Genomic DNA, 13,081 nt, shown 5'->3' with positions numbered 1-13,081 from the left:
AGGAAGCACGGCTTTGGGGAGCGCGATTTGTCCACTGGTACAACTTCGATCATCGACACAGTGGCATCAAGTACGTAACCCCCGCTCAACGTCATGCCGGAGAGGATGTTGAGATTCTCAGGGCTCGCCACGAGCTCTATGGAAAAGCAAGAGAAGCGAACCCTCGGCGGTGGTCAGGTAGTACCCGTGATTGGACGCCAGTGGCAGCCGTGACACTCAATCCAGAACGCGAGGCAGTAGTGACCAAAGTCGTCCTCGAAGAAGAAAATAAAACTGTCAACGCTGCATAGGTCAGGCGACAACTAGCTTGACACGCGCCGAGGCGGTGAGGGCGACGGTCAGAGCGGACGTCATGAGATAGCAAAATAGAGCGACCCCGGTGATTTTAAGCACCGGGGTCGCTGTGGCGGGGACCAGGGATAAAGCATGGCTTTGAATGTAAGGATGTCTTGCCTGCCCCCTTGACCTTGGTTTGATGAGGGAGGGCAGGGGGAAACCCTGCTCTCCACGCTACCTGGAATATCCAAGACTATTAACGGCCAGATAGGAGAAGAACCCAATGGCCGTTTTGCGGTCTGGGGAATTTCTGCTGTTGACAAAGTATTTGAATTACTTACTAAGGTCGTGTTAGGCTTTCGCACGCTGCGGCGCTATAGCAGTGGCAAAAACGGGGGGTGAGGGGACAGTGGTAAGTTGTGTAAGTTGGGGGCAAGCGGGACGTAGTTTAGGTCGTTTAGTTTCTTCCGCCTTCCGGTGAGTCCTGTAATACCATCGAGTTTAACGAAATCGTTCCCCGATGGAGGCAAGGACGCTAAACTGTGTGTAGCAATTATATTGATGCCACTGTTGCGGAGACTGAAGGCGCCGAGTTTGAAGGAGATGTCGCATGATTCTCGAAAACAAATTAAACATCACCGATCAGATCGAATTGGCCAGAGCCGAAGAAAAATTCAGCAAACAAAAAGCCAGGCAGCTTTTTGACTCTGGCGACATCGACAAGGTCGAGGTGGGTAAATTCGCCGGACTCGCGACTATCCACGCCTATTTGTTTGAAGATATTTATCCCTTTGCCGGAAAAATCCGTGATGTAAATATAGCCAAAGGAGATTTCCGTTTCGTGCCGCTCATGTATTTAGAGGCATCGTTGAAACATATCGATGCCATGCCCCAGAGCACGTTTGACCAAATCATCGAAAAATATGTCGAGATGAATGTTGCCCACCCTTTCCGCGAAGGCAACGGCCGCGCCACCCGCATCTGGCTGGATCTGATGCTTAAAAAAGAAACCCGGCAGGTGGTGGATTGGAACCAAGTCGACAAAGAAGAATATCTTTCCGCCATGCAGCGCAGTGTGGTGAAAGACCTTGAAATAAAATTCCTGCTGAAGCAAGCCCTCACTGACCAGATTGACGACCGCGCCTTGTTTATGAAGGGGATCGATGTCAGCTATTACTACGAAGGCTATAGCGAATTTAAGACCGAGGATCTGTAGCCGTGAGTCATTTGACATGAGGGAGGGCAGGCCACTTCCGGCCACCGCCTGATAATCGGAGACCACAACCCAGCTTATAGTGTTCGAATGAACAAAAGCCCGCCGTGCAACACGGCGGGCTTTTTTGCGCTTGGAATCTTGAAGAGGCAAGCCGGGCGCTTCACGCGCCTTTTTTGCCTTGGGCTATCACCGCTTCCAGGGCGGTGGTCGGCCTGCCGATCAGGGTGCTCAGTCGACGGCTATCGTCGAAGAGACCACCTTTTGCGGCGCCGCTGTCGGAATCGGCCAGGAGAGCTGCGACCGGCTCAGGAAGCCCAACGGAAACGAGCAGCTTCTTGTACTCGAGTTCGGGGAGGTTGACGTAGTTGACAGGCTTGCCGTACTGGCGGGAAATCTCGGCGGCGAATTCGGTGAGTGTGTAGGCTTTGTCGCCGGCCAGTTCGTAGACCCGTCCCCCCTCCGCTTCAGTGGTGAGCACGGCAACGGCGGCTTCTGCGTAGTCGGCGCGGGCGGCCGACGCGATCCGGCCGTCGCCGGCGGAGCCGTAGAAGGTCCCATGCTCGACCGCCGGAGCGATACTGGCGGCGTAGTTCTCGGTGTACCAGCCGTTACGTAGCATGACGAATGAGATACCGGAGTCGCGGATCATGGTTTCGGTGGCGACATGCTCGGCGGCGAGTCCGAGGGGGGAGCTATCGGCCCGCAGCAGGCTGGTGTAGGCGAGAAGTTTCACGCCGGCCCTTCTGGCCGCATCGATGACGGTGCGGTGCTGGCCGATGCGCTTGCCAACCTCGCTGGAAGAGATCAGCAGCACCTTCTCGGCGTCGACGAGTGCGCTTTCCCAACTCTCGGGCAGGTCGTAGTCGGCCCGGCGAACCTGGACGCCGAGGTTGGCAAGGTCTTTGGCCTTGTCGGGGTTCCGTACCGCGGCGACGATGCGGGAGGCTGGTACTTTTTTGAGAAGCGATGCGATGACGAGGCGCCCTAACTGTCCGGTGGCTCCAGTGACGACGATCATATGAGTATCTCCTTTATGTGTGCATGCGATCTGTGTTACAGGTGAAGCATAGCAACAACGATTACAAAAAGTAAGTACGCACAAAAAGGTAAGTGTCATGATTGAATCCGAAGTCGTCACTCTGTCGGACCAGTTGCGCCGCGGAGAGCTGCTCTCCACACAGTGCCCGTCCCGGGAGATCCTGAAGCATGTCACCAGCCAATGGGGAGTTCTCGTGCTGGTCGCACTGATGGAAGGGACGCACCGCTTCAGCGAGCTGCGGCGCAAAGTGGGAGGAGTGAGTGAAAAGATGCTTGCGCAGACCCTCCAATATCTGGAGAGGGATGGATTCGTCGACCGGATTTCCTATCCGGTTGTGCCGCCTCACGTTGAATACTCGCTGACCCCGCTGGGAAGGGCCATAGGAGAGAAGGTAGAGGCCCTGGCAGACTGGATCGAAAGCAACCTGCCGGCCATCATGGTGCTTAAGCGGACAGTGCACCCGGGAGCGGACAGGTAGGGGGGCAAAGAGGTTGCGGCCTGAGACGGCTTAGAACCATGCCGCCAGGCTTATGCGTGGCGGCATGGCTGAAAACGGCGGCGCGCTCTTTGGGGAGTTTTTCCGCTTCTTATCCCGCTGCCGAGTTTGTCGGCATAAAAGAACAAAAAACAGACAGCCATTGTAGATTTGATTGCTTAATGGCTCATTGTTTTCGCCTGATTTTAATAAGTTATTCTGCGAGCGGTGTCATGGCATGTGTTGTGTAATATCGTTCATAACGAAGGTGATGGTCTCCGCGTACCAGGTCAGGAATGAAAGTATGTATCGAGCAGAAGGCGTAGTGCCAATATAACGGGCTGCGCTGCAGTAACAGACAACGATGTAGCGAACCGGCGCCCCTTATCCACTGCAACATTGGAGGAATCATGCATTCTCTCAAGAAGTTGATCCTCTTCCTTATCTGCTGCACCCTTTTGGTCTCGCCCGCCCTAGCCGGCGAGGTCAACCTTTCCGTGGCTGCAAGCCTCAAGGAGGTGGTTAACGAGCTTTCCGACAGCTATTCCCACAAGCACCCCAGCGTAAAGTTCGTGAAAAATTACGCGGCGTCCGGACAACTCGCCAAACAGATCGAACACGGCGCTCCCTCAGACCTGTTTGTCTCGGCCAATGTCGAATGGATGAACTATCTCAAGGCGAAGAAACTGGTCGATCCTGGCAGCATCGGAACCTTTACTTACAACACCCTTGTTTTTGCAGGCACCCCGGGCAAGGCGACCTCGCTACGGGATCTGGTCAAGTTGGATCGCATTGCTATTGGTAGCCCGAAGAGTGTGCCAGCCGGTGAGTATGCCACCGAGGCGCTGAAAAAAGCGGGACTGGATAAGCAGATCGAGAAGAAGTTGGTCATGGCAAGGGATGTGCGCGAATGCCTCATGTACGTGGAGCGCGGCGAAGTGGACGGCGGCTTTGTGTACCGCACAGATGCTCTGCAGGCGAAAAAAGCGAGGATACTCTTCACTGTTCCTCAGGAGCTTTATCCTAGGGTGGTGTATCCCATGGCGCTCACGGCAGCCGGGGGCAGAAATAAGGAGGCAGCCGACTTCCTTGGTTTCCTAATGGGGGGTGAGGCCAAGGCGGTACTTGCCAAATACGGTTTCGCGTCCCACTGACGACTACGTTTATAAGGAAAAAATATGGTCATAATTACCTCCGATCAAATCGACCCGTCCAAGATCTACGACAGTATTCCCGCAGAAACTGCAGGTTCAATTGTGCTGCATTTCGCTGTGGTCAAGCCGCAGACCGGAGAGGCTGGGACGACGAGTTACATCGATTATGGCACCCAAGGCGACGCGGAGGCGGAATTGCGAACAATAGCTGAGGAACTTGAGCGAAGCTTCAGGCTCGTCGACACCCTTTTGATCCGACGTACCGGGCGGCTCTGCGTCGGCGAAATCATCTCCTTGGCGGCAGCGAGTTCCCCGAACAGCGAAGATGCCTTTGCGGCTTGTAAGCAAGGTGTTGCCAGGCTCCGTAAGATGCAGACCATCGTGAAGAACGAGGTCTGCGGGTAATCATGTTGCTGCCCCCCCTTTCTCCCGCTGACTACCAAGCAATCGCCCTATCCATCAAGGTGGCGGCGGCGGCCTCCATCCTCTCGCTTCCTTTTGGATACGCCGTCGCCTGCCTGCTCACCTACCTCGAGTTCCGGGGGAAGTTGCTGCTTGAAGTGCTGGTAAACCTGCCGCTCACCCTGCCACCGGTGGTGGTGGGATACCTGCTACTGGTGATGTTCGGGACCCACGGCTGGCTGGGAGCCTGGCTCAGTCAGCACGGCATCCGGATCATTTTTACCGCGAAGGCGTCCGTTGTCGCGTCCGCAGTGGTAGGGTTCCCGCTCCTGGTCCGGTCACTGAGAACTTCGCTGGAAGGAATCGACAGGCAACTCATTCATGCGGCCCGTACCCTGGGCGCAACTTGGTTTGGAACTCTGATAAGCGTTATTCTTCCTCTGTCGCTAACCGGCCTTCTGGCCGGATCGTCCCTGATGTTCGCACGCAGTCTCGGGGAGTTTGGCGCCACCATAATCGTCGCGGGCAACATCCCGGGGGTCACTCAGACCATTCCCCTGGCCATCTACGAGTATGCCTGCTCGCCCACCAGCGAACAAATGGCGCTGTCGCTTTGCCTGGCATCCGTGACGATTTCCGTTGCTGTCATGTACCTGCATGAGAGGTTCGCCCGAAAAGCTGCACGGAGAAACGGTGCATGAATCTTTTGATCAAGGTGGAAAAGGCGTACTCCAGTTTCGCGTTGTCGATCGATATGAACTTCAGCGGGAAGAGTCTCGGCATCTTCGGGATGTCAGGTAGTGGCAAGTCTACGCTGGTTCGCCTGCTTTGCGGCTTGGAGAGGCCAGATGCAGGCGAGATACTGCTTGATGGCCGCTGTCTCTACAGTAAAGAGAGAAAAATAAATGTTGCGCCGGAAAAGCGCCGCATTGCAATGGTTTTTCAGCAGCATGCGCTGTTTCCCCATCTGGATGTGAAAAAAAACCTGCTCTACGGGCACAGGTGGCTTGACCGCGAACTTCGCACTATCGACTTTCACAGCCTGGTCGAAGTTCTTGGTCTGTCCCACTTGCTTGAACGCGGGGTCGGCAACCTGTCGGGAGGGGAAAAGCAACGCATCGCGCTCGGCCGGGCGGTCCTTTGCAATCCGCAACTGTTGATCATGGACGAGCCGTTGTCTGCTCTCGACGATGGATTGAAGTTCCACATAATCCCCTACCTGAAGAAGGTAGCCAGCGAGTTCGGCATCCCCTATCTTTTCATATCTCACTCAATGGTAGAGATGCGACTCATGACGGAGCAGACCCTTGTACTGTCAAAGGGGCAAGTGGTTGACATGACCACATGTGAGGCCCTGGCGCGAACGCGAATGGGGCTTTCGCCCGTGGGATACGTGAACCTGCTTCACTTGGGCAATGCAGAGCGAGAGCGGGGGCTATACCGTTACCGGTTCGGCAACAGCACTCTCCTCATAGCTGCGGGCCTTTTCCTGGACCAGGCACATTACGAGCTTTCCTCGAAGGACATCATCCTGTTCAAGAAACACCCGCAGGCCATTAGCGCACGGAACCTTTTACAATGTAAAGTCACATCACTTTTTGAATCAGCCGGTCGGATAGGCGTTGAATTAGCCTGTGGTACGAATACTCTTGTGGCGGAAGTGGTCAGCCAAGCAGCGGAGGAATTGGAATTGAAAGTGGGATGCGAAGTTTTTGCGGCTATGAAAGCCTCAGCGTTCCGGCAGATTTGGTGATGGGAAGCCGTCGCGCTGGTTAGGGGGGCGGGGTCCGAGAATCAGGAAACCCGTACATATGAAAAAAGAAACCCGGCGTGAAAGCCGGGTTTCTCATTTCCACCGCTGGGCGATGGCCTGTACTGTTCAGCCGTGGCTACTGGTTACGACGGCGCTTCCCGTAAATGGCGAGGCTGAGAAGACCTGCGCCAAGCAGGACCACGGTGCCCGGCTCCGGAACGGGGTTGGTGTTCTCGCCATCATGCGAAAAAGGATTGACGACATAAGTAGTGTGGTTTTTGCTTTCGTAGTGGTCGTAAGCGTCGAAGTGCAGCCCGCTTGCGTAACCGACGATGTCTACGTTGTACTTGTTGATCTGGCCGAGACCATGGTCCGTACTACCGGGGGTGTAGTCGTAAATGGTGTCTGCTTTGGAGGTGAAATCACCCAAGAGGTAGGAGTACCAGCTGGTTCCGGCACCCCAGGGGGCGTGGGGCGACAGACTGCTGCCGTCCCCCAAAAGCGGGCTGGTTCCGTCTCCTCCGCTAAGCGCAACCGCAAGACTGGTGCTGCTGCCAGTAGGGGTGATGTTGATGGTTCCGGTCTCTCCAGTAGCATATGCTGCGGCCAGGGACACACCGTAAATAGGTCCTTTGGCACCGTTGCCGATCACCCACAATTCGAAACTGTTGCTGTTGATGACCCAGGTGTCGCTGATGTAGGTTGATCCCGGGATGTACAGTTGCAGTTCCGGGATAGCAAAGGCTTGGGTTGCTATCAAGGAGAGCGCTAGGACAGTTGCTGAAATAAGTTTTTTCATGGCATATACCCTCAATCAATGATTAAACAGATGCTCCAGCAAGTGCAGTAGGCATGCCATGTTATAATCCATCCCGTAGCCACGTCGGACTATATACCTATCGTTTATACATTTGTTTGAAATGACTGAAAAATTGGGAGACGCGCAAGATCCGTAGTGCTGCTAAAGTGTGAATATTCCAATGATTCCTGCGGGGAATGCTTACGGTGTGTAAAAGAAATCGACAGTGAGTTGTAAAGCATTTCGTCACGGCAGGGCAGGAACCTTCTTCTACTTCGCGAACATGAAGCTGTTGTGCACGGTATTCAAAACGTAGGGCATGATGAAAAAGGAAACTGCAGAAACCAGAAACGAGTTGATGCAGTAGACCGCGGCGGGAACCCCCTTGAAACGGTAGGTGATGCGCAGGTGGAGATACAGGCCGTACACGATCCAGGTGATCAGCGACCAGACTTCCACCGGGTCCCATCCCCAGTACTTCCCCCAAAGCTGATTCGCCCAGATGGAACCGGAGACGATCATTATCGAGGCAAACATCAGTGACGCGGCGATGAGTTTGTGACAGAGTCGGTCGGCTCGTTCTGGCTCGGTCAACCGCATCATGAAGCGGTGTTTCTCTGCCGCATACCGTTTGAGAAGTATGGAAATGGAGAGTGCCGTAGCAACGACGAGGCTTCCGTAGGTGAGCTTCGCAAAGCAAATGTGCAGAATCAGCCAGACGCTTTTGTAGGCAGGGGTAAGGTTGGAGGAATGAGACGGGGACATCACGACTGCCCCAACGGTGAGAAGTATGATCGGCATGGCAAAGACCCCTATCGCCTCGAGGCCTTTGCGCTTGAAGGTGACCGCGAGATACAATGCCGTGGCAACCCAGACATTTGAAAGCAGGACCTCGTAGAGGGTGATATACGGTCCGTGGCCAAGGTGGTGCCAACGCACGGCAATCGCACCGGTAACGAGGCCAAGGAAGGGCCAGATCAGCCCTTTCCCGATGCTGAAGACCGTATCTTTGGAAAAAATCCAGCCGATGATGTGGAATACGCAACTCACCCCGCAGGTGATTATTGAGGCAAACAACAGCAACTTTTCAATCTCTGCCACTTCTCAAAGCCTCCTGGAAAAAACGTAGGTAATACATCAACAAGCCGGCAAGAAACAGCGCGAATCCGGCAAAGGTGATTTCTTTCCCCGAGTCCTTTACCACCGTAATGCCGTTCCAAAGGGAGATGCCGGTGAGCTTCAACCGCCCCTTGCCCAGATCCAGTACGTCGCCGGCAACCATGGTTCGGCTCACCCATCCCTTCCCGGGAGCACAGACCGAGACAGCGACGGCTCGGTCGGTGATGTTCCGGTAGGCCGCGGTGGCCTCGTACCCCAGGGCGGGGATGGTAAAGGTGTTGGTTTTGCCTGTGTCGCTGATATATATATACCCTTCCTTCTCACCCTGCGCTGTTTCCAGCGCGAAGTGAGGCGCGAGGCCGAAATAACGCGCGAGGTTTATCAGCAGGCCGCGGTGCCTCACGGATCCGTTTACTTCCAGAACTGCTTCCCTTTCCATGCCGCCATCCCTGATGACTACCTGGCTGGTATATTCCTTGATCTGGCCGTTTTCCCAGAAATTCAGGTGAATCTTCTTCACGCCTATCTGAACGCCGGTCCCCTTCCTGCTTCCGAACCGCTGCTTCCAGCCGTTGTAACTGGAGCGCTCGTCGCTAAAGCTGTTCCCTTCGGCGACTTCCACGTATCCAACCGAATAGGTGTAATAGCTGACCACGCCTCCCAGCAGGATGACGAGAAGTCCCGTATGAAAGGTGACGAATCCCGTCTGGCGCAGGCTCCTTTTTGCGACTCTACCCGCGTTCACATACATGCAGCAGACTAGATTTGCTGCCAGCAGGAAGGCGCCGGCAATAAGTATTTTTGCCGTAACCTGCTGGGTTACCCCCTCATATACGACGATGACAAGCACCAGCACGAGTATAAAGACCGCAACCTTCTTGCTGCCGATGAAACCGACTACCATGACTGCTCCGAATAAAGGCCTGTTCGCGTGATGGCACCTGCCCCCACCCCCTAACCCCCTTGCAAGAGGAGGGGGGCCAAACGGCGGCCCTCCCCGAAATTACACGATGACCCTGGAAAAGCTACCTTGTTCCGGTAACTAGTTGCCGCTGCAGTTTTGGTGGCTACCGCAGCTGTTTTCGGTCCATTTGCCGCTGAGGCCCCAGTTGGTGCTGTTCAGCGGGAGGTCGATCCCCGATCTGGAGGTCGTCCCGGCCCCGTTATAGGCCGCGTTCTCCGCCGGATAGTTGGCAGGCATGTTGTACGGCTTGAGCAGGTGGGGTATCTGCCAGCCATGGGGAACCTTTATATGGCAGTCCATGCACGTGCCTTTGCTACCGCTGTGCTTGGAGGTGTGCAACGAACCGTCTGACCCGCTGAACCCGCTGTTGGTGAAGGCAGGGAGGTGACAGTTGAAGCACCATACGTTCGCGCCGCCGACCCGGGACGTGCTGTTCCACGTCGTGTAGGGGCTCCCCGCCGGCACCTTGAGCATCCTGGCGTAGGAGGAACCGTGCGGCCCGTTCGGGTTGTTCTCCGCGTTGTCGGAGCCGTGGCAGTCGGAGCAGCGCATTTTTACCGTACGCAACTGGGCATCGGTAAAGCCGTTGTAGCGCGGCATCATCTTGTAGATATAGGTCTTGTTGAAGTTGCCGTAGGTGGTGTCGGCTTTGGCCGCGCCGCGGTCCCCTTCGATCCAGTGATACGACTTGTTGCCGGTGCTGAATTCCTTCCCGAGATCGGTCCAGGCGCTGTTCCAGGAGGAGAGCCCCGTGTTGTATCCGCTGTGGCAGCGGAAGCAGATCTTATATTCGTCGTCCCCTCCGGCCACGCTGACGTCGGCCCAAGCGGTCGGCGCGCTCCAGTTGCCGGTGCTGTTGGTGGGATTGGCCCCCATGGCCCCTTTGGTCGGATTGGCGGCGGTCGCGGTGTGCGGGTTGTGGCAGTCGCTGCAGTCCACGTGTTTGTTGGCGGCGTTGGAAAGGTACGCTCTCGATTCATCCACCGCATTCGGTTTGTGCTTCCCGTTGTAGGCCGGAAGATCGACCTGATGCTTGTTGGCCTTCTGGAAACTCTGGAATATCGCGGTGGCGCGGGAGGACATGGTGGTGACGGCGCCGTACCAGTCCCTAGCATTGGCGGTTTTCTTCGTTCCGCCTATTGCGTCGGTTGAATTGCTGTGACAGCGGTAGCAAAGCCCTGCCTCGTACGGGTCGGTGAGGGTGCCCCCCAGAGCGCCGAGGATGGAGCTGGCAGTGCCGTCGTGGTTGCCGAAATTGCCTTTCAACGAAGTTTCGCCGTTTTGGGCGTTATGGCACTTGATGCAGTTAGCGTTGACCCTGGAGGCGTCGCTGAACGCTCCCCCTGCGACGACGTAGTTGTGGGCCGACACGGCATATTCGCTCTTGGTCATCCGAGGCGTGACGGTTGTGCCGTTCCCTTTACGGTTGGTGCTGTTTTTGGTCTGCTGGTTCGTATGGCAGCTTACGCAGACACCGCCGGAGGCGAGGTCATTGTTGAAATCGCTGTTGGTGAAGCCGGCGCCGGGCGTTACGGCATCGATTGCCCCTGTGCGCAGGTTCTTTGCGCGGGCGCCGCCTGCATTCATGTCGGGGCGGAATATGTTGTGATCCACGTGGCACATGAGACAGCGCCGGTTCGTGTCCGTGGCGGTGGGAGCAGCGCTGCTGGAGTAGGTTGCGGCGTCGTTCTGCATGTAGTGGTGATAGCTCGCGTTACTTTGCATGTTGGCGAATCCCGTCGCGTGGCAGCCAAGGCAGGGGGCCCCGCCGGCCGACTCGCTCCCTGGGAAGGCGTTGCTGCTATTCGGGCCGGTATGGGTATGACAGCTCGTGCAGCGTGTGCCCGGGTTGTGGCTGTCGCCGCTTGTGGCGGTGTAGTGTTTGACGGTCGAGTCGTGGCAAACCTGGCAGATGCCGTTATAGGGCGCGGCGCCGCGGGCATAATCGGTGCCGGTGGCAAACGCGGTGAAAGAGGTTGCGGCGGTGGTCGCCGGCGCTCCGGTGGTTCGATCGGAGGTGCTGGCGACACTGTTGTGGATCATGTAGGCGTTGGTGTCGCCGTGGCCGTCGTGGCAGTCCCAGCAGAACTGTCCGCCGTTTTTGGTGCTGCTGTGTTTAGCCCCGTAGTGGTCGGAGCCGACCTTGCGCGAAGAGTTCTTCACGTGCGATCCGATCGTAACGCCCGCCGAGCCGGCTCCATGGCAGTTCTGACAGACAGCGTTGCGTCCCCAGGCGGCAGTGGAGTAATTCCTCAGCCGGAAGGCGTTGGAGGCCTGGGCATGCCCGACGCCCGCATCGTGGCAATATTCGCACCGTTTTGCTTCCACCCCGAAGTTCGCTGCGGCAGTTCCCGAAGGATAGGTGCCGCTGGCCCTGCCGTGACCGGTGCCATCCCACTCGCCGGCAGTTTTGATCTTCCCGGTCGTGCCGTCGCTCCAGAAGGTGCCGCCGAAGTTGTCCGCGTCGCTGCCGCCGCCGTGGCAGTCCTGGCAGTTGACCGTCCCCCCCCAGGTGACGGGATTGCTTCCATGGCAGTAGAGGTTCTGGCACACCGCATAGTTGGATCCGGGTGTTTTGACCGAAGGGGACAAGGGCGTTGCAGGAGTGCCGTTGTAGTTGCCGCCGGCCGGGTTGGAACTGCTGTCGAATGCCACCTCCACCTGGCCGTTTACGTGCCGCAACCGGTCCGAAATAGCCATATTGGCCGCGGCGGTCGCGGCATGACACTTCACGCATGCTATTTGCGAGGAGCTGCTTCCGTCTCCGTAGACGTGCGCGTAATGGCTTCCGGTATTCATGTAGTCACCGGAAACCGCCCCCTTGTGGCAACCGGTACAGTCCAGAGTTCCACCCCAGGCTGCGCTCTTGTTGGGATCCGCGGAGCTGCCGGCGGGCTTGGTGCCGGGGCTGTGGCAGTAGGTGTTTCTGCACGTCCCGCTGCGCGCGGCGTTTTTGCTGGGGAGATAGTACGGATAGCTGACGTTTCCGGTGTAGAGGCCGAAGCCGTTATTGGGAAGGGCGGCAAATCTTATGCTCAAAGCCCGGGTTCCCGCACTCGTGGCATGGCCAAAGGGTGCCGGTTCGCCGGTGTGGTCGGGATGGCATTTTGCGCAAGAGGACGTGGTAGTGCCATAGTACTGGGCGTGCTTTTGGGCGCCTACAGGGTGATTCCCGTCACTTGGCGCCGCTTGGTGGCACTTGTCGCAGTCGCTGGGCGAAGAATATGCGGCGCTGCCCCAGGCAGGAGTTGCGGTTTCGAAGTGACAGTTGACGTTGGAGCAGGTCCGCAACGTGGGCAGTGTCGTCTGGTTGAAAAACCTCGGCTTGTTATAGACGGAACGCAAGGGATGGGCGGAGCTGTTGATGTTGCTCGTCATGTTGATGAATCCATTTCGATGGGAGGAAAGGAAGCTCCCGCTCCCGGCGTGACATTTCTCGCAGGATTGCTTCGAGGCAATGGACGGAGGGTTATGGCTCTCGTGGTTTCCCGTGAAGCCGCCGGTATCCGGGTTGCGGTACGGACTGTCAAGAGGGGGCATCCGGTGGCACTCGTCGCATGAGAGCGGGTACTGACTTTGCTGAGCATGTGATTCCAGAGGATTGGACAGGATTGATAGGGAGAGGATCGCGAAGGATGCCCACAAGTGCATGTATGTTCCCTTTGCCATTAAGCGATAGCTCCTTAAATAAACGTAATTAAAAGCGGGTTATGTTAGTACATTATTTCGGCCCAAAAAGAAATGAAAAAATTGCAATAGCGTCCTTTTACCGCTTCGCGCCCGAGCGTACGGGCCCGGCTACCTTGACGTCATCGGCCGGGGGTGGGGAGGTGAGTGTGGTCGGTGAATAAAAAAATATCTATGCATGTTGTGGACAGCGGGTA

Annotated in this window: 11 protein-coding genes and 1 pseudogene; 7 read left to right on the top strand and 5 right to left on the bottom strand. The window is 56.6% G+C overall.

Annotated elements, in window-relative coordinates; translation table 11 throughout:
• Both K419_RS23155 and fic read left to right on the top strand, forming a co-directional pair.
• Positions 1-290: pseudogene (locus K419_RS23155) on the top strand (hypothetical protein); the annotation flags it as partial.
• A gap of 596 nt (positions 291-886) precedes the next feature.
• Positions 887-1,492, top strand: a complete 606-nt coding sequence (gene fic, locus K419_RS0111545; protein WP_035497180.1) for a protein adenylyltransferase Fic — start codon at positions 887-889, stop codon at positions 1,490-1,492.
• Positions 1,493-1,652: 160 nt separating this feature from the next.
• On the opposite strand, the gene K419_RS0111540 is transcribed toward fic, so the two are convergent.
• Entirely contained in the window at positions 1,653-2,510 is an 858-nt protein-coding gene (locus K419_RS0111540) for an SDR family oxidoreductase (RefSeq protein ID WP_026841730.1), read from the bottom strand.
• A gap of 97 nt (positions 2,511-2,607) precedes the next feature.
• On the opposite strand from K419_RS0111540, the gene K419_RS0111535 reads away from it, so the two are divergent.
• The 5 genes from K419_RS0111535 to modC all read left to right on the top strand — a co-directional run bounded on the left by K419_RS0111535 (position 2,608) and on the right by modC (position 6,315).
• Entirely contained in the window at positions 2,608-3,009 is a 402-nt protein-coding gene (locus tag K419_RS0111535; RefSeq protein WP_012531306.1) for a winged helix-turn-helix transcriptional regulator, read from the top strand.
• Between the two features lie 407 nt (positions 3,010-3,416).
• Positions 3,417-4,160, top strand: coding sequence for a molybdate ABC transporter substrate-binding protein (gene modA, locus K419_RS0111530; RefSeq protein ID WP_026841729.1), 744 nt, complete (start codon positions 3,417-3,419; stop codon positions 4,158-4,160).
• Between the two features lie 24 nt (positions 4,161-4,184).
• On the top strand, positions 4,185-4,565 hold the full coding sequence (locus tag K419_RS0111525; protein ID WP_026841728.1) for a molybdenum cofactor biosynthesis protein MoaE: 381 nt from the start codon (positions 4,185-4,187) through the stop codon (positions 4,563-4,565).
• 8 nt (positions 4,566-4,573) lie between these two features.
• A complete protein-coding gene (modB, locus tag K419_RS0111520; protein WP_026841727.1) occupies positions 4,574-5,263 on the top strand; it encodes a molybdate ABC transporter permease subunit in 690 nt (229 codons plus the stop codon).
• On the top strand, positions 5,260-6,315 hold the full coding sequence (gene modC / locus K419_RS0111515) for a molybdenum ABC transporter ATP-binding protein (protein ID WP_026841726.1): 1,056 nt from the start codon (positions 5,260-5,262) through the stop codon (positions 6,313-6,315). Before modB ends, modC begins: the two co-directional genes overlap by 4 nt.
• Positions 6,316-6,451: 136 nt before the next feature.
• Here modC and K419_RS0111510 read toward each other — a convergent pair whose 3' ends face one another.
• The 4 genes from K419_RS0111510 to K419_RS22785 form a co-directional block, all read right to left on the bottom strand.
• On the bottom strand, positions 6,452-7,075 hold the full coding sequence (locus K419_RS0111510) for a choice-of-anchor N protein (RefSeq protein WP_226377688.1): 624 nt from the start codon (positions 7,073-7,075) through the stop codon (positions 6,452-6,454).
• 309 nt (positions 7,076-7,384) lie between these two features.
• Complete coding sequence (locus tag K419_RS0111505; RefSeq protein ID WP_026841724.1) at positions 7,385-8,215, bottom strand: cytochrome c biogenesis protein; 831 nt, start codon at positions 8,213-8,215, stop codon at positions 7,385-7,387.
• The gene (locus K419_RS0111500; RefSeq protein ID WP_026841723.1) at positions 8,202-9,137 is read right to left on the bottom strand and encodes a cytochrome c biogenesis protein ResB; all 936 of its coding nucleotides are present in this window, start codon (positions 9,135-9,137) and stop codon (positions 8,202-8,204) included. The genes K419_RS0111505 and K419_RS0111500 overlap by 14 nt, the downstream gene beginning before the upstream one ends.
• Before the next feature lie 138 nt (positions 9,138-9,275).
• Positions 9,276-12,737 (bottom strand): CxxxxCH/CxxCH domain c-type cytochrome, encoded by a 3,462-nt coding sequence (locus K419_RS22785; protein ID WP_198013110.1) that lies wholly within the window; start codon positions 12,735-12,737, stop codon positions 9,276-9,278.
• Positions 12,738-13,081 lie beyond the last annotated feature (344 nt).

Origin of the sequence: Citrifermentans bremense R1, assembly GCF_000426865.1 — a bacterium.
In the GTDB taxonomy this organism is placed as follows: domain Bacteria; phylum Desulfobacterota; class Desulfuromonadia; order Geobacterales; family Geobacteraceae; genus Geomonas; species Geomonas bremensis.
Note: the sequence above shows the minus strand (reverse complement) of the source record. Positions and strands in the feature narration are given on the sequence as shown.

Bases quoted from the DNA above. Each gene is read 5' to 3' on its own strand.
- K419_RS0111540 (WP_026841730.1), bottom strand. From the start codon at position 2,510: ATGATCGTCGTCACTGGAGCCACCGGACAGTTAGGGCGCCTCGTCATC.
- K419_RS0111525 (WP_026841728.1), top strand. From the start codon at position 4,185: ATGGTCATAATTACCTCCGATCAAATCGACCCGTCCAAGATCTACGAC.
- modC (WP_026841726.1), top strand. From the start codon at position 5,260: ATGAATCTTTTGATCAAGGTGGAAAAGGCGTACTCCAGTTTCGCGTTG.
- fic (WP_035497180.1), top strand. From the start codon at position 887: ATGATTCTCGAAAACAAATTAAACATCACCGATCAGATCGAATTGGCC.
- K419_RS22785 (WP_198013110.1), bottom strand. From the start codon at position 12,737: ATGCCCCCTCTTGACAGTCCGTACCGCAACCCGGATACCGGCGGCTTC.
- modA (WP_026841729.1), top strand. From the start codon at position 3,417: ATGCATTCTCTCAAGAAGTTGATCCTCTTCCTTATCTGCTGCACCCTT.
- K419_RS0111500 (WP_026841723.1), bottom strand. From the start codon at position 9,137: ATGGTAGTCGGTTTCATCGGCAGCAAGAAGGTTGCGGTCTTTATACTC.
- K419_RS0111535 (WP_012531306.1), top strand. From the start codon at position 2,608: ATGATTGAATCCGAAGTCGTCACTCTGTCGGACCAGTTGCGCCGCGGA.